This window comes from Acrocarpospora phusangensis (genome assembly GCF_016862995.1).
Taxonomy (GTDB): domain Bacteria; phylum Actinomycetota; class Actinomycetes; order Streptosporangiales; family Streptosporangiaceae; genus Acrocarpospora; species Acrocarpospora phusangensis.
Window position 1 is genome coordinate 18,877 of record NZ_BOOA01000036.1, and the last position, 21,592, is coordinate 40,468.

The 21,592-nt window shown below is 70.6% G+C and carries 19 protein-coding genes and 1 tRNA gene; 10 read left to right on the plus strand and 10 right to left on the minus strand.

Features of this window, described 5'->3' with window-relative positions; all coding sequences use genetic code 11:
• Window positions 1-143 precede the first annotated feature (143 nt).
• The 6 genes from Aph01nite_RS21825 (at window position 144) to Aph01nite_RS21850 (ending at window position 5,656) form a co-directional block, all read left to right on the plus strand.
• Window positions 144-1,781: a serine/threonine-protein kinase gene (locus Aph01nite_RS21825; RefSeq protein ID WP_204042805.1), complete on the plus strand. Its 1,638-nt coding sequence runs from the start codon at window positions 144-146 to the stop codon at window positions 1,779-1,781.
• 2 nt (window positions 1,782-1,783) lie between these two features.
• A complete protein-coding gene (locus Aph01nite_RS21830; RefSeq protein ID WP_204042806.1) occupies window positions 1,784-3,175 on the plus strand; it encodes a protein kinase family protein in 1,392 nt (463 codons plus the stop codon).
• Between the two features lie 19 nt (window positions 3,176-3,194).
• Complete coding sequence (locus tag Aph01nite_RS21835) at window positions 3,195-4,388, plus strand: DUF2510 domain-containing protein (RefSeq protein ID WP_204042807.1); 1,194 nt, start codon at window positions 3,195-3,197, stop codon at window positions 4,386-4,388.
• A 22-nt stretch (window positions 4,389-4,410) separates the two neighbouring features.
• Window positions 4,411-5,007 carry an oligoribonuclease gene (orn, locus tag Aph01nite_RS21840; protein WP_204042808.1) on the plus strand — a complete coding sequence of 199 codons (597 nt, stop codon included), beginning with the start codon at window positions 4,411-4,413 and terminating at the stop codon, window positions 5,005-5,007.
• A 57-nt stretch (window positions 5,008-5,064) separates the two neighbouring features.
• A tRNA-His gene (locus Aph01nite_RS21845) sits at window positions 5,065-5,140 on the plus strand.
• A 282-nt stretch (window positions 5,141-5,422) separates the two neighbouring features.
• Window positions 5,423-5,656, plus strand: a complete 234-nt coding sequence (locus tag Aph01nite_RS21850; protein WP_204042809.1) for a helix-turn-helix domain-containing protein — start codon at window positions 5,423-5,425, stop codon at window positions 5,654-5,656.
• 22 nt (window positions 5,657-5,678) lie between these two features.
• Here Aph01nite_RS21850 and lat read toward each other — a convergent pair whose 3' ends face one another.
• The 3 genes from lat to Aph01nite_RS21865 all read right to left on the minus strand — a co-directional run bounded on the left by lat (window position 5,679) and on the right by Aph01nite_RS21865 (window position 9,444).
• Window positions 5,679-6,992, minus strand: coding sequence for an L-lysine 6-transaminase (gene lat, locus Aph01nite_RS21855; protein ID WP_204042810.1), 1,314 nt, complete (start codon window positions 6,990-6,992; stop codon window positions 5,679-5,681).
• Between the two features lie 138 nt (window positions 6,993-7,130).
• Window positions 7,131-7,730, minus strand: a complete 600-nt coding sequence (locus Aph01nite_RS21860; protein WP_204042811.1) for an HdeD family acid-resistance protein — start codon at window positions 7,728-7,730, stop codon at window positions 7,131-7,133.
• A gap of 91 nt (window positions 7,731-7,821) precedes the next feature.
• The gene (locus Aph01nite_RS21865) at window positions 7,822-9,444 is read right to left on the minus strand and encodes a penicillin-binding transpeptidase domain-containing protein (protein ID WP_204042812.1); all 1,623 of its coding nucleotides are present in this window, start codon (window positions 9,442-9,444) and stop codon (window positions 7,822-7,824) included.
• Between the two features lie 59 nt (window positions 9,445-9,503).
• On the opposite strand from Aph01nite_RS21865, the gene Aph01nite_RS21870 reads away from it, so the two are divergent.
• Entirely contained in the window at window positions 9,504-10,349 is an 846-nt protein-coding gene (locus tag Aph01nite_RS21870) for a spermidine synthase (protein WP_204042813.1), read from the plus strand.
• Window positions 10,350-10,364: 15 nt separating this feature from the next.
• On the opposite strand, the gene Aph01nite_RS21875 is transcribed toward Aph01nite_RS21870, so the two are convergent.
• Entirely contained in the window at window positions 10,365-10,646 is a 282-nt protein-coding gene (locus tag Aph01nite_RS21875; protein WP_204042814.1) for a 4a-hydroxytetrahydrobiopterin dehydratase, read from the minus strand.
• 25 nt (window positions 10,647-10,671) lie between these two features.
• The gene (locus Aph01nite_RS21880) at window positions 10,672-11,262 is read right to left on the minus strand and encodes a hypothetical protein (protein ID WP_204042815.1); all 591 of its coding nucleotides are present in this window, start codon (window positions 11,260-11,262) and stop codon (window positions 10,672-10,674) included.
• 113 nt (window positions 11,263-11,375) lie between these two features.
• Between Aph01nite_RS21880 and Aph01nite_RS21885 the strand changes: the two genes are divergently transcribed.
• Complete coding sequence (locus Aph01nite_RS21885; RefSeq protein ID WP_204042816.1) at window positions 11,376-13,970, plus strand: helix-turn-helix transcriptional regulator; 2,595 nt, start codon at window positions 11,376-11,378, stop codon at window positions 13,968-13,970.
• Between the two features lies 1 nt (window position 13,971).
• On the opposite strand, the gene Aph01nite_RS21890 is transcribed toward Aph01nite_RS21885, so the two are convergent.
• From Aph01nite_RS21890 to ngcE, 3 genes are read right to left on the minus strand one after another with little or no spacing between them, the layout of a single operon-like run.
• Window positions 13,972-14,874 carry a carbohydrate ABC transporter permease gene (locus tag Aph01nite_RS21890; protein WP_204042817.1) on the minus strand — a complete coding sequence of 301 codons (903 nt, stop codon included), beginning with the start codon at window positions 14,872-14,874 and terminating at the stop codon, window positions 13,972-13,974.
• Between the two features lie 3 nt (window positions 14,875-14,877).
• Window positions 14,878-15,813, minus strand: coding sequence for a carbohydrate ABC transporter permease (locus Aph01nite_RS21895; RefSeq protein WP_204042818.1), 936 nt, complete (start codon window positions 15,811-15,813; stop codon window positions 14,878-14,880).
• Between the two features lie 4 nt (window positions 15,814-15,817).
• Window positions 15,818-17,266 (minus strand): N-acetylglucosamine/diacetylchitobiose ABC transporter substrate-binding protein, encoded by a 1,449-nt coding sequence (gene ngcE / locus Aph01nite_RS21900; RefSeq protein ID WP_204042819.1) that lies wholly within the window; start codon window positions 17,264-17,266, stop codon window positions 15,818-15,820.
• A 295-nt stretch (window positions 17,267-17,561) separates the two neighbouring features.
• Between ngcE and Aph01nite_RS21905 the strand changes: the two genes are divergently transcribed.
• Window positions 17,562-18,200, plus strand: coding sequence for a class II aldolase/adducin family protein (locus Aph01nite_RS21905; RefSeq protein WP_204042820.1), 639 nt, complete (start codon window positions 17,562-17,564; stop codon window positions 18,198-18,200).
• Here Aph01nite_RS21905 and Aph01nite_RS21910 read toward each other — a convergent pair.
• Window positions 18,197-19,774 (minus strand): DUF885 domain-containing protein, encoded by a 1,578-nt coding sequence (locus tag Aph01nite_RS21910; RefSeq protein ID WP_239161872.1) that lies wholly within the window; start codon window positions 19,772-19,774, stop codon window positions 18,197-18,199. The genes Aph01nite_RS21905 and Aph01nite_RS21910 overlap by 4 nt on opposite strands.
• Before the next feature lie 78 nt (window positions 19,775-19,852).
• On the opposite strand from Aph01nite_RS21910, the gene Aph01nite_RS21915 reads away from it, so the two are divergent.
• On the plus strand, window positions 19,853-21,079 hold the full coding sequence (locus Aph01nite_RS21915; protein ID WP_204042821.1) for a DUF4032 domain-containing protein: 1,227 nt from the start codon (window positions 19,853-19,855) through the stop codon (window positions 21,077-21,079).
• Here the strand turns inward: Aph01nite_RS21915 and Aph01nite_RS21920 are convergent.
• On the minus strand, window positions 21,076-21,576 hold the full coding sequence (locus Aph01nite_RS21920; RefSeq protein WP_204042822.1) for a 2-thiouracil desulfurase family protein: 501 nt from the start codon (window positions 21,574-21,576) through the stop codon (window positions 21,076-21,078). The genes Aph01nite_RS21915 and Aph01nite_RS21920 overlap by 4 nt on opposite strands.
• Window positions 21,577-21,592: the final 16 nt, after the last annotated feature.

Sequence of the window (21,592 nt, forward strand, 5' to 3'; positions counted from 1 at the left end):
CTGATATTTCGTCATGTAAGCCACATCGGGCCGTTTTTGACAAGCTCTCACGACTATTTCGTGACTATTCGCCGCACCCACTTGTGGATCAGTAAGATGCGTGTTCGTCGTGGCGGGGGCCCGGGGATTGTAAGGAGACCGTTATGTACGGCAGTCCGGCCGCCTGGCGCGTACCCGGCTACACCGAGATACGTGAACTGGGGACCGGCGGAGCGGGTCAGGTGATCCTCGCCAGGCACGATGCCGACGGCACCCTGGTGGCGATCAAATACCTGTCCGAGGAGCTCCGCTCGGACCTGGGGTTCGTGGCCCGTTTCCGGCACGAGGCCCGCCTGCTCGCGCTGATGGAGCGCAACCCGCACGCCGCCAGGTTCTACGAGTACGTGGAGCACCCGCAGGGCGCCGCCATCGTCATGGAACTGGTGGACGGCGTCTCGCTGCGCGCGATGCTGCGCTCGGAGGGCCCGACCGGCGCCGAGGCGGCGCTGCTGGTGCTGAAGGGCTCGCTCATCGGCCTGGGCATCGCGCACGAGATGGGCATCGTGCACCGGGACTTCAAGCCCGAGAACGTCATGGTGGAGTCCAGCGGCCAGAGCAAGCTGGTCGACTTCGGCATCGCCGCCAGGGCCGGCGAGGGCACCAATGTGGCCGGCACCCCGGCGTACATGGCGCCGGAGCAGTGGTCCGGCGCGGCGGCGGGTCCGTCCACCGACGTCTACGCGGCCACGGTCGTGTTCTTCGAGTGCCTCACCGGCACCCGGCCGTTCCGCGCCGCCAACCTGGCCGCGCTGGCCCGCCAGCACCAGGCCGCCGCGCCTCCGATCGAGGAGGTCCCGCCGCAGCTCCAGTCCCTGATCGAGCGCGGCATGGCCAAGCACCCGGCCGACCGCCCGCAGTCGGCCGAGGCGTTCCTGCGCGAGCTCGAGCACATCGCCGCCGACGCGTACGGCGACGCCTGGGAGGAGCGCGGCCGCCGCCGCCTGGCCGCGCTGGCCGGGCTGCTGCTGCCCTTCTTCCCGCTCACCGAGGAGGCCCCCGAGGTCGCCACCGCGCTGAACGAGAGCCGGCTGGGGGGCGGCCTGTTCAGCAAGGCGATCATGAAGATCGGCTTCACCGTGGTGGGCATGGCCATCATCGCCGGCGGCACCGCGGCGCTGGTCGGCTCGTTCAGCGGCTCCCCCGCGCTGTCGGCCGGGGAGACCACGGTCTCGCCGACCCCCTCCGCGGTGGACGCCGAGATCCCGGTGGAGGACATCGTGGAGAGCGAGGAGCCGGTCGCCTCCGAGGAGCCCACCGAGCCGGAGCCCAGCCAGCCCCCGTCGACGGCCCCGACGACCGCGCCCACGAACCAGCCGCCGCAGCCCCAGCCGACCCCCACGGCGAAGCCGAGCAAGAAGCCGACGCCCAGGCCCTCCAGGAAGCCGAGCAGGACGCCGAGCCCGCAGGACACCCCCGAGCCGACGGCGACCATCCCGGGAGAGAACAACCCGCCCCCGTCCTCACGCCCGCCGACCCGTACGCCGACGCCCCGGCCCACGCCCACCACGCCGACGCCGACCACGCAGCCCACCACGCCCACCCCGTCCGACACCCCCACCTCGGACGAGCCGACCATCACCCGGAGCGAGCCGTCCACCGACGTCCCGAGCACCGTCCCGGCGGAGTCCCCGCTGGGCGAGGCCGCGGCGGGGGTGTTCGCCATCGGCCTGATGACGACCGGGCTGATTCCCGCCACACTTGCCGTGAGGCGTTTCACGGGAAGGCATCGGAGGCGTAGGTAGAGATGCACGACGGGGGGAGCGTCGCCGGGCACCGGCTGACCGGCCGGGTCCGGATCAGCGAGCTCGGCACCTGGCATGACGCGGTGGCACCGGACGGCACGCCGTCCGGGCTGCTGCGCTTCGAGCAGCGCCTGCTCGCGGATCCCGCGGCCCGCGACCGGCTGGTGGCGGCCGTCAACGCGGACCGCAGGCTCCAGCAGGCGGGACATTCCGGACTGCTGCCGGTCGCCGACCTGGTGACCGCGCGCGGCGACGTCTGGCTGATCAGCGCCCGCCGGGCCATGCCCACGGTGGCCGAACTGCTGGCCGACGGCGGGCGCACGCCCGACTCGGGCAGCGCGGCCACCATCCTGGTGGAGACGGCCCAGGCGCTGCTCACCGTGCACGCCGCCGGGCTCACCCACGGCGCGCTGCACCCGGGCACGATCGTGATCGGCGAGGACGGCGCGGCCATGCTGGCCGAGCGCGGCCTGCTGGAGGCGCTGCGCAGCGAGCCCACCTCGGTGGAGCGGGACGTGGCCGCCTGGTCGGGGCTGGCCAGGGGGCTGGCCGCGAGCTGGGCCGCCGGGCAGTCCGCCCAGCTGCTGGACCGGGCGGCGGCGGTGGCCGCCACCCGCGGCCTCGGCGCGGCCAGGGACACGCTGCTCGGCGGGCGGGACGTGCTGCCGACGGGATTCACCACCCGGGACCGGCTGGTCCGCACGCTGCACATGTGGTCGTCCGCGGGCACACCGCCCGTGGCGCCGCCGGTCGCCGTGCCGGAGACCGGCGAGATGCGCACCCTGCTCGATCCCGGCGTGATCCGCACCCAGGACCCGACCCGGCCAGGCGAGGGCCAGCCGGACGGTTCCGGCGGCATGCGGTTCGGTCCCGGAGTCCCGGTCGAGACGTCCGCCGCGCAGATCTGGCGGCAGGGGCGCAACCAGTCCACCCAGGTCACTCCGGACCTGCGCGGCCACGTGGGCCCCGCCTCCACCGTCCGGCGCCCGTCCCGGCGGCGTACGGCCTGGGCGGGGAGCATCCTGGTGGCCATCCTGGTCGCCGCGGTCGTCCTCTGGCTGCGGCAGGCGCCGGGGCTGGCCCTGGAGGTGGCCAAGGTGGACGTGCAGGCCCCGAAGAAGACGCAGGGCTGCGACTCCACCGCCAGGATCGTCGCGAAGGTCAGCACGAACGGCGGCGCGGGAACGTTCTCGTACGTCTGGGAGCAGAGCGACGGCCGCAAGATCCGGGAAACCCAGCGCGTGGAACCTGATACGAAATCAGTGGATTTGCCATTGCTCTGGAAGGTGACAGGCCCGGGTAGCCTCAAGGGAACCGCCACGTTGCGGATCTTGGATCACACCGCTACTGGGAAACCCATTCAGGACAGAGCGAGCTTCTCGTACAAATGCTGACTTCACTAGGCTTTCGGGCATGACGACGACCCCGGCCGGTTGGTACCCCGACCCATACGGCTCCCCTCAGCTTCGTTGGTGGGACGGTTCGCAGTGGACCGACGCCACCCATCCGCTTGAGCAGCAGGCGGCCTCCGCCGCGACGCCCCCGGCCGCGCCCGACGCCGCCGCGCCGGCGTCCGCGCCCACGGCGGTGCAGCCGGCACTGGGTCAGCCCGCGCCGGGATCGTCCGCCCCGCCGGCCGCGTCCAGCCCGTGGAGCAACCCCAGCGGGCCCGGCGCGTCGCCGCAGGGTCCCCCGCCGCAACCGCAGCAGCCACAGCCGCAGCAGCAGATGCCGCAGCAGCAGTGGGGTCCGGGCCCGGGGGCGCAGCCGCAGTGGGGCCAGCCCAATCCGACCGCCATGATGCCGCAGCCCCAGTTCGGGCCGCCGCCGAAGAGCTCCTCGCCGCTGCCGTGGATCCTGGGCGGCGTCGCGGCCGTGGTGGTGCTCGCCCTGGTGGCCGGCGCGGCCTTCTTCTTCATCAACCAGCGGGACGAGACGCCCATCGCCCGGCCGCCGGCGAGCGAGCCCGCGCTGCCGCCGGAGACCCTGCCGCCCACCGAGGAGGTCCCCACTCCCGGGCCCACGCAGCAGCAGGCGCCCACGCAACTGCCGCAGCCGACCGGCGACCGGATCGAGGACCCGCTGGCCGGGCTGTCCTACCTGTTCCCCGGCGACCCGTGGACGGTGCCGGAGGCCAGCAGCATCAACGCCCCGAACAATCCGGTGATGCCGGTGTTCACCAGCGGCTACCAGGCGATCTCGCAGGAGAACTTCGACGGCCAGGAGGGCAGCCACTGGGTCGGCTCGATCTACGCCTCCCGGCTGCCTGATCCGTTCCCGTACAGCGGGCCGCAGGATCTGCAGAATGTGGCCAGTGCGCTGCTCGTCACGTACGAACCGATTTTTTACACTCCCGCGCACGAGCGGAAGATCGTGAAAAATGAGGCGATCAAGGTCAGCGGGAAGGACGCCTGGATCGTCTCGTACGTTATGGATTTCAGCGAGCAATCCAAGGCCAACAAGTGGAAATGGAAGACCGAGTCCGGCGCGTTCGTGCTGGTGGACCAGGGTCCGGGGCAGCGGCCTTCGATGTTCTACGCCTCGATTCCCGACAACCTCAACGTGTCCGTCCTTGACCGGGTCCTGGACTCGCTCCAAGCGGGCTGACCACGCGCACTACTCTTAGGTCATGAACGACCTGCTGGTCTGGATCGACTGTGAGATGACCGGGCTCGACCTCGGCCGGGACGCGCTCGTCGAGGTGGCGTGCGTGGTCACGGACGGAGAGCTGAACCAGCTGGACGCCGGGGTGGACGTGGTGATCAAGCCGCCACCCGAGGCGCTGGAGCAGATGTCGGAGGTCGTGCGCGCCATGCACACCGCCTCCGGCCTGCTGGAGGCACTGGCCGCGGGGGTCACGCTGGCCGAGGCCGAGGGGATCGTGCTGGAGTACATCCGCGGGCACGTCGCCGAGCCGAAGAAGGCGCCGCTGTGCGGCAACTCGATCGCGACCGACCGGTCGTTCCTGGCCCGCGACATGCCGATCGTGGACGCGTTCCTGCACTACCGGATGATCGACGTCTCCTCCATCAAGGAGCTGGCCCGGCGCTGGTACCCCCGGGTCTACTTCGCCTCGCCGGAGAAACAGGGCGGCCACCGCGCCCTCGCCGACATCACCGAGAGCATCCGGGAACTCCGGTATTACCGGGCCGCTGTGTTCGTCCCGCAGCCCGGTCCCGACTCGGCCACGGCGCGTGACGTGGCCGAGGCCATTACGAGTTCGTAGTTGGCACTCGGAACCGCTACACTCATCCTTGTACGCAGCGATCAAGCGGCGAACATGGTGGGTGTAGCTCAGCTGGCAGAGCGCCAGGTTGTGGTCCTGGATGTCGTGGGTTCAAGTCCCATCACTCACCCCAGCGAGAGAGGCCGGTCCTTCGGGACCGGCCTTCCGCTTTTCCCGGGGTACGGCACCGCCCAACGAGGCGGTTGCGTACGCAATTGCGCGGAATGGGCGAGTAGTAGGCCGACATCCGCCCCAAAGGTCCATACCGCGGGTTATGCTCGCACTCAACCGCTAGCCACTCAAGCGTGGTGCGTCCCGACCGCACACGTCGCACCGCACGCGTCCAACCAGCTACCAGCCAGCTACGCCGGAAGCGCGGGGGCCTCGGCGCCTTGACTCTGCCCACGGAGGCCGGATGAGAGTCGATGACCGCACCGGAACGAGCCTCAGCAAGCGCGAGACCGAGGTCATGGACCTCATCGCCTCCGGGCACTCCAACGGCGAGATCGCCCAGCGGCTGTTCCTGAGCGAGAAGACCGTCAAGAACCACGTCAACCGGATCTACGCCAAGCTCGGCGTCGACTCGAGGGGCACCGCGATCGACCTCTGGCGCGCCGCCGACACCACGGACACCGCCACCGCGGAGTGACCGCCCCGCCGCGCCGCACCGGTCACGCGGGTTCGAGGATCGCGCGCAGGCGGCTGACGCCGTAGTCCAGGTCCTCCGGAGCGACGTTGAGGGCGGGCCGCAGCCGGACCGAGCGCTCGCCGCAGGGCAGCATCAGGACGCCGCCGTCCTCGCGCAGCCTCCTGATCAGCTCATCCCGGTCAGCCGGACCGGACCCGTCGCCGGACACATCGCGGGGCACATCGCGGGGCACATCGAAGGCGCACATCAGGCCGCGCCCCCGGGCGTTCTCGACCAGGCCGTCGGCCTCCAGCCCGCGCAGCGAGCCGAGCAGCTTCTCCCCCAGGATGGCCGCTCGCGGGATCAGCCCGTCCCGGTCGATGATCTCCAGTAACCGCCGGGACCTGACCATGTCCACCAGGTTGCCGCCCCAGGTGGAGTTGATCCGCCCGCTCACCTGGAACACGTTGTCCGGCACCAGGTCCACCCGCCGCCCGGCCATGATCCCGCCGACCTGCGTCTTCTTGGCGAACGCCACCACGTCGGGCGCCAGCCCCAGCTGCTGGTACGCCCAGGGCGTCCCGGTCAGCCCGGCCCCGGTCTGCACCTCGTCCAGCACGAACAGCGCCTCGTTGCGGTGGCAGAGTTCCTGCATGGCCTGGAGGAACTCGGGCCGCATGTGGTTGTCGCCGCCCTCGCCCTGGATCGGCTCGGCGATGAAGCAGGCGATGTCGTGGGGATGGCGGCGGAACGCCTCCTCCGCCTGGCCGAGCGCGTGTTCCTCGGCCCGTTCCACGTCCCCGAAGTGGATCGCGGGCACGTCGACGCGGGGCCAGCCGAACTTGGGGAACCGGTCGGTCTTGACCGGTTCGGTGTTGGTCAGCGAGAGGGTGTAGCCGCCGCGGCCGTGGAACGCCCGGGTCAGGTGCAGCACCTGGGTGCCGAGCCCGGGGTGGCGGCCGTGGGCCTCATTCCAGCGGCTCTTCCAGTCGAAGGCGCATTTGAGCGCGTTCTCGACGGCCGCCGAGCCGCCTTCGACGAAGAAGAGGCGCGGGAGGGCGGGGTCACCGAGCACCCGGGTGAAGGTCTCCACGAACCCGGCCAGTTCTTCGGTGTAGAGGTCGGAGTTGGCCGGCTTGTTGGCGGCCACCCGGCCGAGCTCGGCCAGGAATTCCGGGTCGTCGTCGAACGGGTTCATCCCCAGCGGGGAGGACGCGAACGACGTGTAGAAGTCCAGGTACCTCCTGCCGTCCCGGGCATCGACCAGCCAGGAGCCCTTGCTCCGCGCCAGGTCGAGGACCAGCCGATACCCGTCGACGAGCAGATGCCTGCCGAGCCGTGTGTGCACCGCGTTCATGTCGCCTCCACGTTGAGCCGGACAACATGATTGCCTCACACACGGCGGAATTTTTGAAGACCTTCCTTCTATCGATGACTATTCGCGGACGTTCTTCAGGCCCCTGTTTTTCGGGCCGCCGTTTTTCAGGCCGTTGCTTCAGGCCGCGGCCGGATGCGCGTGGTGCCCGGGGTGGTGTGTCACGTTCCGCTCCCGGAACGCCTCCACCAGCATGGCGACGCCCATCACGATCGCGAAGATCGCGATCAGCGCGACCAGCGCGAGCGCGCCGGCGCCGGGCCAGATCAGCAGGATCAGCCCGAAGATGACGGCGAGCGCGCCGCTGAGGACCATGAGCCATTCGCCCTCGAGTTCCTTGCGCCGCACGGCGGCGCCGACGATCTCGATGACCCCGGTGACGAGGAACCACGCCCCGATCAGGAGCATCAGGGCCAGGGCCGTGATGGCCGGCCAGACCAGGACCGCGATACCCGCGGCCAGGCTGACGATGCCGGAGAAGAGCAGCCATCCCCGTTCTCCGCTGGCCCGGTCCCGGAACGCGCCGTAGATCGTGTACACACCGTTCACCAGCGCGTACACGCCGAACGTGATGACCAGCGCTTTCAGGGTGATCGCCGGCCAGATCAGCGCGATGAGCCCGAAGATGATGGCCAGGACACCGCGGACGGCGAGCGCCTGCCATCGTGCCTCGGTCGTTCCTGAGGTTCCGGCGTAGACGTTGGAATTCTTGTTGACCATGACGCCACCTCCATCCCTAGTACGTGTCCACCAGGAGGCCCGAGCCAAGCCCTCATATCACCCAAATTGGTGTCAATCATGACAAAAGCGACTACAGGGCGTTGAGGAACCTCGCCGCGACCGGGACCGCGGCGCCCGCGCCCGTGCCGCCGTTCTCGACGAAGACCGCGAAGGCCAGGTCGTCGCGGTAGCCCACGAACCAGGCGTGATCCGGGCGGCCCTGGCCCACCTCGGCGGTGCCGGTCTTCCCGGCCACGCCGGCGGGCAGGCCGCCGTTCACCGCGGTACCCTCCGTCACCACGGCCGCCATCATCGTGCGCAGCGCCGCCGCCACGTCGGCGGGCAGTTCGCGCGACTGCGGCTGCGGGTCCCTGATCTGGTTCACCGGCAGCAGGTACGGCGAGTGCCAGGTCCCGTTCTGCACCGCCGCCGCCAGCACCGCCATGCACAACGGACTGGCCTCCACCGTGCCCTGCCCGAAGGAGTCCTCGGCCATCGCGTCGTCGTTCTGCGGCGGGGTGAGCGAGCCGCAGGTGCCGCCCGCGCCGGTGGCCAGCTCGGCGCCGAAGCCGAACCGCGACGCCTCGGCGGTCAGCGTGTCGGCGGTCAGGCGCTCCACCGCGAGCCGGGCGAAGGTGGTGTTGCACGACTGCGCGAACGCCTGCCTGAACGTGATCGTGCCGTGGTCCCTGCCCTGGTAGTTGAGGATCGGGCGGCCGTTGGGGATCTGGTAGCGGGCCGGGCAGGCCACCTCGGTGTCGGCGGTCAGTCCGGTGCCGAGCACCGCGGCCGCTGTGACGATCTTGAAGGTGGAGCCGGGCGGGAACTTCTGCTGGAAGGCGCCCTTGCCGCCGAGCCGGTCGGCGACCGCGAGCACCTCGCCGGTGGACGGCCGGACCGCCACCAGGGCGGCTGGCTGGGCCACCCCGTCCAGCGCCCGCGCGGCCGACATCTGGATGTACCTGTCGATCGTGGTGGTGACCCGGGGCGCGGGCCCGTCGCCCTCCTCGCGGATCAGCTCCACGGGCGCCTCCCCCGGGTTCTGGATCTCCGCGATCCAGCCCGCCTCCCCCGGATGCGCCCCCGCCACCAGATCCGCCACGTACGGCTCCGCCCCGCTGTCCAGCGGCAGCGGCTCGCCCTCCCGGGTGGCCAGCCGGGGCGCCTGGCCCGGGACCGTACGCCGGACCACGTGGCCGCCGAACTTGAGGCGGTGGTGGAGGACCTCGGGCAGCCAGTCCACCCGCCAGAGCGTGCCGGACTTGAGCAGCAGGAGCACGGAGGGGTAGACGATCTCGTCGTCGCCCTTCAGCCGCCACACCCCGGTGAAGGGCAGTTCGACGGTGTTCTCGCCGGTCGGGCTGGGCTCACCGGGGGTGAGCTGGATCGACTCGGCGCCGACGGCGGTACGGAACTCGCGGTGCAGGGTGGCGAACTCCGGCGGGACCTCGATCAGCAGCCGCGTCATGGCGTCCATGTCCCCCGCCGCCCAGGCCCGCAGGTACGCCGTGCCGGTCTCCAGCGGGGTGTCCCCCTCCTCGTCCACCCGGGCGTCCTCGGTGGGCACGCTGGGCGCGCTGGGACTCACGGTGGGGGTGGCGATGGTCTCACCGGCACCGGGATCGCTCCGGCTGCTCATGATCAGACCGGTGACACCGAAGATGAATATCGCGAGTGCCACCGAGATCAGGACGAGCAGCGGCCGCCTGCGCATACGGTTTCTCCTGGACGTTGGAGAGTGCACTCCTGGATATATCACGCATAGGAGACAGAATGGCGAAGGTTGTGAAGGAGCCCCTGCCGGGTCGGTACCCGGTGAGCTTCGGCGAGGTGGAGCTCCTGCGCGACCTCGACCGGCCGTACGGGTGGGTGCTCAGCGCGGGCGGGGTGCCGCAGTCGTACGTGGACCTGGCCGACCCCACCCACCTGGACTTCGAGTACGTGCAGCTCATGGGCACGGTCATCGACGTCCTGCCCGGCGGGCCGCTGGACGTGGTGCACGTGGGCGGCGGCGCGTTCACCCTCCCCCGGTACGTGGCGGCCACCCGGCCGGACTCCCGGCAGGTCGTGATCGAGCCCGACGAAGGGCTCGTGCGGCTGGTGCGGGACCAGCTCAGCCTCAAGTCCGTACCGCGCCTGAAAGTGAAGATCACCGACGGCCGGCGGGGCGCGGCCGAGATCGAGGACGCGTACGCGGACCTGGTCGTGCTGGACGCGTTCACGGGGGCGACCATGCCCGTGGAGCTGGCCACCGCCGAATACCTGGCCGACATCGCCAGGATCCTGCGGCCGGGCGGCACGCTGCTGGTCAACGCGGCCGACGGCAAGGGCCTGAGGTTCGTGCGCCGGCTGGTGGCCACGCTGCGCGGCGCCTTCCGGCACGTGCTGCTGCTGGCCGAGCCCGGCGTGCTGCGCGGGCGGCGGTTCGGCAACCTCATCCTGGTCGGCTCGGCCCGCGAACTGCCGGTGGACCGGCTGGTCCGGAGCGCGGCCGGCGGCCTCACCCAGGCCCGCTGCGTGCACGGCGAGGACCTGGTCAACTTCACCGCGGGCGCCGCGCCGATCCGGGACGGCGAGCCCGTGATCGCGCCCGTGCCACCCCCGGAGATCTTCGGCTGACGGAGAGCTGACCGGCTAGGAGCCGCCGTGCTCGGCCGCGATCCTGTCGATGTGCGCGGCCAGCTCGTAGTCCAGGTCGGTGAGCCCGCCGGCGTCGTGCGTGGTGAGCGCGAAGTGCAGGGTGCGCCACCGGATGTCGATGTCCGGATGGTGGTTCATGCGCTCCGCCTGGTCCGCCACGGCGACCACGATCTCGATCGCGGCCGGGAAGCCCGGCGCGGTGACCGTACGGCGGAGCGTGTCCCCGTCCCTCGTCCAGGAGGCCGGCTCGGGCCGGCCGGCAGTGGAGGCGTCCATGGCCCGAGCCTAGCCATATATCGGGTCAGAACATCGGCGCGCCACTCCCCGGCGCCGGTGACGTCTTCGCCCGGGACCTGCGGGCCATGGACATGACCCCGCGCACCATGTGGGTGGCGTGGGTCTGCTGCCGGGTGGCGATCGACTCGGCCAGGATCGGCTCCAGCTCCGGCATCAGCCGGGGCAGCTGGGTGACGCTCCACTCGTGCCAGCGGGAGAACTCGGTGCCGCCGCTGTCGCTGTCCTCGCCCCGGTAGGCCATCATGACCGGACAGTGATCGTTGGCGTAGCCGAGCCAGGACTCGATGGCCGAATTGAATCGTTCCACCCGGGAGTGGGCGGCGTAGAACCAGCCGTCCTCGCCCAGGTAGTCCTCGTCCCCCGTCTTGGCCGGGTAGGCCCTGGCCAGCGCACCGTGCAGGAACAGCCCGCTGGCGACGACCAGCTGGCGGCCCTCGGACCAGTCGATCGTGTCCTGGAGCGGTCCAGGACAGCTCGATTCGATGGCCGTACGCTGATAACTCGTGGCTTCTCGCTCGAATCGCACGTGGATCTCGGCCCACATGTAGTACTTGGCTTCGCCTGCCCCGAAGAAGGGGAAGGGGAACTCACTCATCTGTTCTCCTGTGACGCCGCAAGCGGCACGAGCTAGCAGAGACCGGTGAATTCACCGTGTCAGCTGCCCCCAACTCCTAGCATCCGTAGTATTACGGGACTTTACTGGGACCCGTGTTCGTCGGACGTGTCGCGGAGTTGACCGCGCTTGCTGAGGCGGCCGAGCAGGGTGGGCTCGCCGAGGTGGTCGGGGAGCCGGGGATCGGCAAGACCCGCCTGCTCACCGAGTTCGCCAGGAGGGCGGAGAAACGCGGCCTGACCGTGCTCCGCGGCCGGGCCACCGAGTACGAGCGGGAGATGCCGTACCGCGCCTTCGAGGAGGCGTTCGACCCGTTACCGGACGGGGACCGGCTGGTGCTGGCCCGGCAGGTGCGGGGCAGGCTGGCCGCGGCGGCCCCGGCCGTGCTGATCCTGGACGACCTGCACTGGGCCGACCCGGGCTCCATCGAACTGCTCGGCTATCTGATCCGCCGCCCGCTCACCGCCGGGCCGGTGCTGCTGGTCTGCGCCTACCGCGGCCGTCAGGGCGGCGTACGGCTCCCCGCCGCACTGGCCGAGGCCGGGCCCGCCGCCGTCCCGCACACCCGGATCGAGGTCCCGCCGCTGGCCCTGACCGACGCGGAGGCGCTCATCGGCAACCGGCCCGGCTTGCGCGCCCTGTACGCGGAGAGCAACGGCAACCCCCTCTACCTGGAGGCCCTGGCCGCCCAGGAGGACCGCGGCTCCGGCGACCGCCACGACCTGGCCGGCCTGCTGCTGGGCGAGATCGCGCAGCTGTCGGCCACCGAGCTGCTGGTGGCGCAGTCGGCGGCCGTGCTCGGCGACGAGTTCACGCCTGACGACATCGCCATGGTGCTGGACTCCCCGCACACCGAGGCGCTCGGCCGGCTGGCCTCCCGCGACCTGATCCGCCCCGACGGCGGCCGGTTCCGGTTCCGGCACCCGCTGCTGCGCCGCCTCATCTACGAGAAGGCCGACCCCGCCTGGCGGATGGGCGCGCACCGGGTGGCCGCCCGCGAGCTCACCCTGCTCGGCGCCCCCGTCCGCGAGGTCGCCCACCACGTCTCCCGTACGGCCAGCCGGCACGACCCGGCCGACCTGCGGACGCTGATGAACGCCGCCAAGGACGCGGTCATGACGGCCCCGGCCGCCGCCATCGAATGGCTGACGGCGGCCCTCCCCCTGGTCGGGGACCTGACCGATCCCGCTTCGGTGGAGTTGCGGGTGCTGCTGGCCAGGGCGTACACGTTCGACGGGCGGCTGGAGGCGGCGCGGGCGGCCATGCACGAGCTGCTGCCGCACCTGCCGGTGGGCACCCGCGGCGCGGTGGTGGCCGCCTGCGCGGTGGTGGAGCGGCTGCTCGGCCGCTACCAGGAGGCCGCCTCGCTGCTGAGCGCCGAGGTGTCGCAGGGCGGGCAGGGCGCGTGGCTGCACCGGGAGCTGGCCACGCTGCGGCTCCAGATGGGCGACGTGGGCGGCGCGCTGGCGGAGGTGGCCGAGGCGATCGCGGCGGCCGACAGCCCGGAGGAGGAGGCGGGGGCGCACTCGCTGCTGGCCTTCACCGCCGCCTACGAGGGCAACCCGCAGGCCGCGGGCGAGGCGATCGCGGAGGCGGCGGCGCTGGCCGACGGCCTCAGCGACGCCGAGGCCATGCGGGAGCTCACCTGCCTGACCCGGCTGTCCTGGGCCGAGCTGTTCATGGAGCGCTACGCGGACGCGGAACGCCACGTGCGCCGGGCGCTCACGCTGGCCAGGCCGCTCGGGCGCAGCGGCATCCTGGCCGACGTGCTCACCGCCGCCTCGCAGATCTGCGGCCACCCCGGCCGCCTGGCGGAGGCCATCGCGTTCGGCCAGGAGGCCGAGGACGTGGCCCACCAGTCGGGCAGCCCGACCCTGCTGGCCCTGGTGCAGGCCATCCACGCCGAGTCGCTGGCGTACCTGGACCTGACCAAGGCCGTGCACCTGGCCACCCGGGCCAGCGAGTCGGTGGCGGGCGTGGAGGGCTGGTGGTCGGCCACCACGGTCTGCCTGTCGGCCCAGGTGCTGCTGGCGGCGGGCGAACCGGACCGGGCGCGGTGGATGCTGCTGGGCATCGGCGGCGGGGTCGGCATGCCGCAGTGCCAGCCCGGTTACCGCCCGATGTGGCTGGAGACGCTCACCCAGGCGGCGCTGGGCTGCGACGAGGTGGCCTGGGCCAGCGCCGCCGCCAACGCCGCGCTGGCTGCCGCGGACGCGCTCGGGCTCCCGGCCCAGCGGGCCTTCGCGCTGCGCGCCCAGTCCTGCGTACGCGCGGCGGAGGGCGACCAGCACAGCGCGGAGGCCTTCGCCGAGCAGGCGATCGGGCTGTTCGGCGACGCGGCCATGCGGCCACAGGTGGCCAGGACGCTGCTGATGACGGCCGCGTGCCGTACCGACCCGCACCACGCGCTGGCCACGGCCAAGAGCATCGCGCTGGACATCGGCGCGACGGTCATCGCCGAGGAGGCCGAGCGCGAGCAGCGCCGGCTGGCCGCGCGGGGCCCGCGCCGGGGCGAGCTGCTCACCAAGCGGGAGCGGCAGATCGCCGAGCTGGCCATGACCGGCATGACCAGCAAGGAGATCGCCACCAAGCTCATGCTCAGCAGCCGCACGGTGGACGATCACCTGGCCCGCGTCTACCGCAAGCTGGGCGTCTCCTCACGAGCCGCGCTGGCGGGGGTGCTGCACTGAGCTACTTGCCCACCCCGGCGGTGAGGCCGGACTGGATCTGGCGCTGGAAGATGACGTAGACGATCAGGATGGGGATGATCGCCATGCTGAGCGCGGCGAACAGCGCCGCCCAGTCGGCCTCGTAGCCGGCGCTGGTGGAGATGTTGGCGATGCCCTGGGTGATCAGCCACTTGTCCTGCTTGTCGCCGGGCAGCAGCACGATGGGCAGCAGGTACTGGTTCCACTGGCCGATCACGTTGAAGATCGTGATGCTGATCAGGCCGGGCCTGGCCATCGGCATCATGATCTGGAAGAACGTGCGGGTGTGCGAGGCGCCGTCCATCATCGCGGCCTCGGCGACCGTGTCGGGCAGCGACTTGAAGAAGGCCGCCAGGAAGAAGACCGTGAAGGGCATCGAGAAGGCCACGTAGACCAGGACCACACCGGTGTGGGTGCCGAGCAGGCCCAGGTTGTCGACGACCTTGTAGAGCGAGGAGAGGGCCAGGAAGGGCGGGACGGACAGGCCCGCCACGAACAGCGTGTAGATGATGCGGTTGCCGCGGAAGCGGTAGCGGGCCAGCACGTACGCGGCCATGGAGCCGAGCAGCATGGTGAAGAACGTGGAGATCGCCACGATCAGCACCGTGTTGAGCATGTACTGGCCGATGTTGGACTTCTCCCAGGCGCGCGCCCAGGCGTCCCAGTGGAAGTTCTCCGGCAGCGCCAGCGACCGGCCGCCGAACAGCTCGGTGTTGGTCTTGAACGAGCTGAGGAACGTGTAGATGATCGGGGCGACCGTGAGGATCGTCCAGACGAACAGCGCGAGGTGCGACAGGCCGCCGAACACGCCTGACCCGCCGCCTCTCGGCGGCTTGGGCCGGGTCACGACGGTCTCGGCAGCCGGGGAGAGAGTGTCGGTCGCCATGATCTAGTACTCGATCCTCTCGCGCCGGGTGACCCGGAGGGTGAGCGCCGCGAACGTCAGCACCAGGAAGACCAGGGCGACACCCATCGCGGACGAGTAGCCGAACTTGTAGTACGTGAACGCCTGCCGCCAGATCTCCAGCGGCAGCACCGTGGTGGCGTTGTCCGGCCCGCCGCGGTCCACCGAGAGCACCTGGACCAGGGCGAAGCAGTCGAACGCGGCGATGCCCAGGTAGACCCAGCCGACCTGCACGGTGTTCCAGATCAGCGGGATGGTGACCCGGAAGAAGAGGGTGAAGCGGCCCGCGCCGTCCAGCGCGGCGGCCTCGAAGATCTCCTTCGGCACCGAGGCCATGCCGGCCGAGAACAGCACCACGTAGAAGCCGACCGCCTGCCAGACCGCCACCCCGATGATGGTCCACAGCGCCAGGTCGGGATTGATCAGCCAGCCGACCGGGTCGATGCCGACCAGGCCGAGCGCGCTGTTGAGGATGCCGTCCTTGTCCGGCCGCAGGATCGCCTGGAACAGCACGCCCACGATGGCGACCGCCAGCACCTGCGGGAAGAAGAAGACGACCTTGTAGAAGCCCGAGCCCCAGACCCCGATGAGCCGCCCGTTCCGCTGCCCGCCGCCCAGGTTCAGGAGGAAGGAGAAGAACAGGGCGATCAGCAGGGAGAGCAGCGGCATGGCAAGCAGGATGACCCCGTGGTGCCGGACCGCGGCCCAGAACACCTCGTCATCGAACAGCCGGATGAAGTTCTCGAACCCGACGTACTCGAACGTCGGCGAGATTCCGCGCGAGTTCGTGAACGCCAGCTGGATGGCCTGGAGGTTCGGGCTGACGAAGAAGACGATGTAGAGCGCCAGCGGTGCGATCAGGAACGAGACGATGAACCCGTACCTGCGGAGCGCCGCGGGCGTCAGCTTGCCATGCCGCATCTGATCACACGTTCCGGGTCTGCTTGGTGATCGAGGAGTCGTTCTTGGTCTTGTCCGCGGCCTCCTGCATCTTGGTCGCGAACTCCTCGGCCGAGATGCGGCCGAACATCAGGGCGTTGGTCTGCTTGCGCAGCTCGGTCTCCAGCTCCTTGTACCAGCCCTCGAAGGTGGAGAAGGTGACCACGTTCTGGCCGGCCGCGGTCTGCATGTCGGCGACGCTCTGCAGGCCCGGGGAGAGGGTGAGGCCCTCGGTGGCGCCGATGACCACGGTGAGGCTCTTGGTGCGCTCGGTGAAGTCCTTGGCGCCCTGCTTGGAGAGCATCTGGCGGAGGTACTCCAGGCCGCCCTGGGCGTTCTTGCCCTTGGCCGGCACGACGAAGCCCTCGGCCGCGGCGGCGCGGACCGCCTCGTACGGCATCTTGTCGGCGGCGGTCACGCTGGGGGTGGGGGCGACCGCGTACTTGAACTCGGCCGGGGTGTCCTTGGCCTGCTCGGCCTCCAGCCACGAACCCGACGGGTACAGGGCGATCTTGCCCTGGTTCTGCTGGGTCTGCACCTCGGTGTGGATCAGGCCCTCGTAGGACTTGTCCATGAACTTGCCGATCTCGGCCCAGGCCGCCGCGGACTGCTTGATCGCGTCGTTGTTCCAGGCGTTGTCGGCCAGGTTGTCGATGTTGATCAGGATCTCGTTGCCGCCGATCTTCGCGGCCGAGATGAGGATCATCCAGTACGCGTAGTACGAGGCGTTCTTGCCCGCGTACGCGAAGGGCACGATGTCCTTGGCCTTGGCGGCCTCGGCGAAGGTCTTGAACTCGTCGAAGGTCTTCGGCGGGGTCCAGCCCTCCTTCTCGAACAGGGCGGAGTCGTACCAGAGGCCGTAGGCGGTGTAGACGTAGTTCAGCGTGTACGGCTTGGCGGGGTCGCCGCCCAGGCCGGACTCGATGGTGCCGGGGACGATGATGTCCTTGACCTTCTTGCTGGGGTCGTCCACCGAGGGCGCCTCGAACAGGGGCGTCAGGTCGAGCAGCTGGCCGGCGCCGATCAGGGCGCCGCCGTCCAGGGCGTCGGTGCCGGAGTTGTTCACCACGTCGGGCACGTCGCCGGAGGCGAAGCGCGGGGTCAGGGTCTGACCGATGGTCTGGATGCCCTGGTGCTTGATGGTGGCGCCGGGGAACGCCTTCTTGTACAGCGGTTCGTGCGACTGGGTGGCGTACTCGTCGCTGTACCCACCCTTGAAGATCACGACCTCAAGCGGAGCGTCGGCCTTGACCCCGAACGGGTTGCTGGCGGACGTGGCGGCGGCGGTGGACGCGGCGGCCGTGGGGGCCGCCTCCGAGCCACCGGAGGTGGCGCAGGAGCTCAGAAAGCCGGCGGCGGGGCCGGCCACGAGGGCGGTGAGGCCGACGCGGCGCAGCATCTGGCGACGCGTGATCTCGCGGGGCGTGTTGGTCATGCAACTCTCCTGGCGGGGATCAATTAGGAAAGTTTCCTAAACGTTTGAGGAACGTACGGCTAGCTCACGAACCCGTCAAGAGTTCGGGATCGGTCTAGACCAACCCGTGACCCGACTGGGATGAATCCGCGCGGTCCACGCACTCCTTCTCGCCGTTTTGCCAGCTTATGCCCGGTTACAAACATGGGATGACCGGCTGATGGTTATCCGCCGTCATGGTGTCTTGTGTACACCATAACGGTAACTGGTATAGACCGGCTGGAGTTATATCGGACAATTCCCTAGATTGACCGTCATGCTGGAGCTGCGCCAGGAGCTGTGCGCGTACGGCCGCCGCGCCGCCGACCTCGGCCTCGTCATCGGATCCTCGGGCAACCTCAGCGTCCGGGACGGCGACCTGGTCGCGGTCACCCCGTCCGGCGTGGCCCTGGACGCGCTGCGGCCCGGCGACTGCCCGATCGTCTCCCTGGACGGCCACCTGGTCGAAGGGGAGCTCCAGCCGTCCTCCGAGACGCCCATGCATCTGGCGGTCTATGCCGCCACCGGGGCGACCGCGATCGTGCACACGCACGCCATGTTCAGCACGGTGGTCGCCAGCACCAGGACCGAACTGCCGCCGGTCCACTACAACGCCCTGCTTCTGGGCGGAACCGTCCGGGTCGCGCCGTACGCGACCTACGGGACGCCCGAACTCGCGGAGAACGTGCGAACCGCCCTGGAGGGGCGGAAGGCCGCGCTGATGGCCAACCACGGCGGGGTGAGCGTGGGCGCGAACCTGGCCGACGCGTTCGAGGCCACCCGCCTGCTGGAGTGGCTCTGCGAGCTCTACGTCCGCTCCCACACCCTCGGCGAGCCCAACGTCCTCACCGAGGAGCAGCTGGCCCAGGTCGTCGACCGGGCCCTCCACCCCCCGGTCTTCCCCCGCCGGGACTAATCCCCGAGCGCCGCCATCCTGGCCAGGCCCAGCGGCAGCCCGCCGCTCCCCGCGATCACGTCATGGAACGTCCGCAGGTCGCCGTCGAACGCGGCGCGGATGTCCTCGATCTCGATCGCGCCCGTCAGGTACGAGGGCGCCTGCGTGGGCCACGCGCAGTAGCGGCTGACCTCGCCCTTGGCCGTGCCCGGCGACAGCGACGCCTTGGTCGCCATGAACGTCTCCGCCTCCGCCACGGTCATCTCGCCGCAGTGCAGCGCGGTGTCCACCACGATGCGGGCGGCCCGGAAGATCCGGCAGTCCAGGTGCGCCAGCTCGGTCTGCGGCGTGGTGAAGTAGCCCTGCTCGTGCATCATGCGCTCCACGTACAGGGCCCAGCCCTCCGCGAAGTACGGCGTGCGGAAGATCTTCCGTACCCGGCGGGGGTTGCCCGCCATCCAGGCCAGGTGCCAGTGGTGGCCCGGGTAGGTCTCGTGCACGGCGATCGAGGGCAGCTGGGCGCGGGAGTTGGTGCGCAGGCGCTGCCGTACCTGCTCGGCGGTGAAGCCGTCCGGGGTGTACGGCACGAAGAACACGCCGGTCCTGGACGGGGTGAGCGGGGGCGGGGCCAGGTAGCTGGCGACGGCCAGGACCGGGCGCTGGAACTCCGGCGAGGGCAGCACGAAGCACTCCTCGCCGTCGGGGAAGGTGACCAGCTCGCGGTCCCGCACGAAGTCGCGGGCGCGCTGAGTCTCGGCCTCGTACTCGGCCCGCATCGCCTCCAGGGTGGGCGGGTGGTCGTCCATCAGGGACTCCATCGCGGCCCGCCAGCCGGAGGCGCCCAGCCGCTGGGCGACCTCGCTCATCCGCCGGTCCAGGGCGGCCCATTCGGCCTTGCCCTTCTCGTGCAGGTCGGCGGCGCCGTACCCGAGCATCTCGCGCTCGCGCAGCAGGGTGGAGTAGAGCTGCTCGCCCATCCGCCAGGTGCCGGCCGCCTTGAAGCCGGCCAGGAAGTCCGCCAGCTCGTCGAAGGCGTCCGCGGCCGGTTCCGCCGCCGCGGCCAGGCGGGCCCGGAGGGCGGGGTCGGCGACCTCGCCGGGGATGGTCTCGGTGAGGAGACGCCGGGCCGTACGGGCCTGGTCGAGGCCGCGGGTGACGAGCAGGGCGGCGGCCAGGTCGGGGGCGAGGTTGGCCCGGCAGGCGGCGAGCACGCCCGGCACCTCGGCCAGCCGGGCCAGCGCTCCCTCGACCAGTTCGGGCTCGGGCCGCAGCCGCTGCTGGAACGGGGTGAACAGGGACCCGAAGATCGTGCCCAGGTAGGGCGCGGGGTCGCGCCGCCAGTCCGGCCAGGTCGCGCTCGCGACCGCCCCGCGCAGGAACGACAGCGCGAGCCCGTGGTCGATGCGGTCCTCAAGGTCGGCGGGGTTCTCGGCGGACAGCCGCTCCAGCCAGAGCTCGGCCGCGCGCTCCCGGCGGGCGAATCCGGACTCCGTGAAGTCCCCGAGCGTCCGGTCGTACCCGTCGGCGCCGAGCAGGTCGGCGCGGACCGGATGCTGATCGAGGTACCAGTCGACGAACTCATCCAGCAGCGTCATGCCGAGACCCTACATTTCCCCAGTCACCAGGACATCCGTCACACTGTTCACGTTGGCCCCCTAAATAGGAGCAATTCGGTGCCTCTTCAGATGACCGGCGCCCCCAGCGACCCCGACCTGATCCGGCTCCCCTGGGACATCCCCCTGGAAGACTGGCCCGACCACCATCTGGTGACGCTCCCCCGGGGCATCTCCCGCCACGTCGTGCGCTTCGCCCGGCTGGGCGGCCGCGTCTACGCCATAAAGGAGATCAGCGAGCGCTACGCCAAGCGCGAGTACAAGCTGCTCTGGGACCTGGCCCGGCTGGACGCCCCCGCCGTGGAACCCGTCGCCGTCGTCACCGGCCGCACCGGCGCCGACGGCGAGGAACTCGACTCCGCGCTGATCACCCGCCACCTCCAGTTCTCGCTCCCCTACCGGGCCGTGCTCTCCGGCACCCTGCGCCCCGAGACCCTGACCCGCCTGCTCGACGCCCTCGCCGTCCTGCTCGTACGGCTCCACCTGACCGGCTTCTACTGGGGCGACTGCTCGCTGTCCAACACCCTGTTCCGCCGCGACGCGGGCGCCTTCGCCGCCTACCTGGTGGACGCGGAGACCGGCGAGCTCCACCCGATGATCAGCGAGGGCCAGCGCCACCACGACATCGACGTGGCCCACGTCAACATCTACGGCGAGCTCCTCGACCTGGAGGCCGGCGGCCTGCTGCACCCGTCCATAGACCCGCTGCTGTTCGCCGAGCAGATCGTGGAGCGCTACCACCGCCTCTGGGACGAGCTCAACTCCGACGAGATCATCGAGGAGGTCGACTGGCACATCGTCGACCAGCGCATCCGCCGCCTCAACTCGCTCGGCTTCGACGTCGCCGAGATGATGGTCCGCCGCAAGGCCGGCACCGGCCGCCTGATCGTCCGCCCCAAGGTCGTCGACGCCGGCCACCACCAGCGCCGCCTGCTCCGCCTCACCGGCCTGGACGCCGAGGAGAACCAGGCCCGCCGCCTCCTCAACGACCTCGACTCCTTCCGCGCCGCCAACGGCCTGCGCCACGAGGACGAGGCCATCGTCGCCCACCGCTGGCTCGCCGAGGTCTTCCAGCCGGTCGTCAGCGCCATCCCGGCCCCGCTCCGCCGCAAGCTCGAACAGGCCCAGCTCTTCCACGAGGTCCTGGACCACCGCTGGTTCATGTCCGAGGCGGCCGGCAAGGACGTCGGCCTGGAAGCGGCGGTGAAGTCGTACGTGAATAACGTCCTAGTCCACAAACCGGACGAAAAAGCCATTATTACAAATCTTGAAGAAACGCTGTATTAGGCCCCGTCTTCCAGAGCGGCCAGACAGGTCGCCGCGGCGGCGATCTCGTTCTCGCTGAAAACGCGGATGCCGTCGGCGGTCAGCAGCGCGGCGGTGACGCCCTGGCCGGGAGCGGACCGGCCGCCGAAGGTGCCGTCGCTGATCTTCAGAGGGCCGCAGGAAGGGCTGCCCTCCTTGAGGATGGCGAGCCGGATGCCGTGGCAGCGGGCGGTGGCGAGGGCCGCGCGGGCACCGGCGAGGTACTCGGGGGTCACGTCGCCGCCGTCGGCGCGCAGGACTCTGGCCGTGCCGTCCAGGACGGCGGCCCCGGTCGCGCCGGGTTCGATTTCGGCCGGTGGGCGGGGGACCGGGAGGCCGCCGGACACCTCCGGGCAGAACGAGACGAGCCTGCCCTCCGTACGCCAGCGGGCGAGCAGGGCGTCTTCGCTGGTCTTGGCCCTGCCGTCGTAGCGTACGCGGCTGCCGAGCAGGCATGCGCTGACCAGTATCCGATGCATAGTCCTATTCTCGCAG

Excerpts from the sequence above, each read along its gene's own strand:
- ngcE (WP_204042819.1), bottom strand. The coding sequence starts at position 17,266 with ATGACCAACACGCCCCGCGAGATCACGCGTCGCCAGATGCTGCGCCGC.
- Aph01nite_RS21920 (WP_204042822.1), bottom strand. The coding sequence starts at position 21,576 with ATGCATCGGATACTGGTCAGCGCATGCCTGCTCGGCAGCCGCGTACGC.
- Aph01nite_RS21865 (WP_204042812.1), bottom strand. The coding sequence starts at position 9,444 with ATGCGCAGGCGGCCGCTGCTCGTCCTGATCTCGGTGGCACTCGCGATA.
- orn (WP_204042808.1), top strand. The coding sequence starts at position 4,411 with ATGAACGACCTGCTGGTCTGGATCGACTGTGAGATGACCGGGCTCGAC.
- lat (WP_204042810.1), bottom strand. The coding sequence starts at position 6,992 with ATGAACGCGGTGCACACACGGCTCGGCAGGCATCTGCTCGTCGACGGG.
- Aph01nite_RS21825 (WP_204042805.1), top strand. The coding sequence starts at position 144 with ATGTACGGCAGTCCGGCCGCCTGGCGCGTACCCGGCTACACCGAGATA.
- Aph01nite_RS21880 (WP_204042815.1), bottom strand. The coding sequence starts at position 11,262 with ATGAGTGAGTTCCCCTTCCCCTTCTTCGGGGCAGGCGAAGCCAAGTAC.
- Aph01nite_RS21910 (WP_239161872.1), bottom strand. The coding sequence starts at position 19,774 with ATGACGCTGCTGGATGAGTTCGTCGACTGGTACCTCGATCAGCATCCG.
- Aph01nite_RS21830 (WP_204042806.1), top strand. The coding sequence starts at position 1,784 with ATGCACGACGGGGGGAGCGTCGCCGGGCACCGGCTGACCGGCCGGGTC.
- Aph01nite_RS21870 (WP_204042813.1), top strand. The coding sequence starts at position 9,504 with ATGGCGAAGGTTGTGAAGGAGCCCCTGCCGGGTCGGTACCCGGTGAGC.
- Aph01nite_RS21905 (WP_204042820.1), top strand. The coding sequence starts at position 17,562 with ATGCTGGAGCTGCGCCAGGAGCTGTGCGCGTACGGCCGCCGCGCCGCC.
- Aph01nite_RS21850 (WP_204042809.1), top strand. The coding sequence starts at position 5,423 with ATGAGAGTCGATGACCGCACCGGAACGAGCCTCAGCAAGCGCGAGACC.
- Aph01nite_RS21860 (WP_204042811.1), bottom strand. The coding sequence starts at position 7,730 with ATGGTCAACAAGAATTCCAACGTCTACGCCGGAACCTCAGGAACGACC.
- Aph01nite_RS21890 (WP_204042817.1), bottom strand. The coding sequence starts at position 14,874 with ATGGCGACCGACACTCTCTCCCCGGCTGCCGAGACCGTCGTGACCCGG.
- Aph01nite_RS21875 (WP_204042814.1), bottom strand. The coding sequence starts at position 10,646 with ATGGACGCCTCCACTGCCGGCCGGCCCGAGCCGGCCTCCTGGACGAGG.
- Aph01nite_RS21835 (WP_204042807.1), top strand. The coding sequence starts at position 3,195 with ATGACGACGACCCCGGCCGGTTGGTACCCCGACCCATACGGCTCCCCT.
- Aph01nite_RS21895 (WP_204042818.1), bottom strand. The coding sequence starts at position 15,813 with ATGCGGCATGGCAAGCTGACGCCCGCGGCGCTCCGCAGGTACGGGTTC.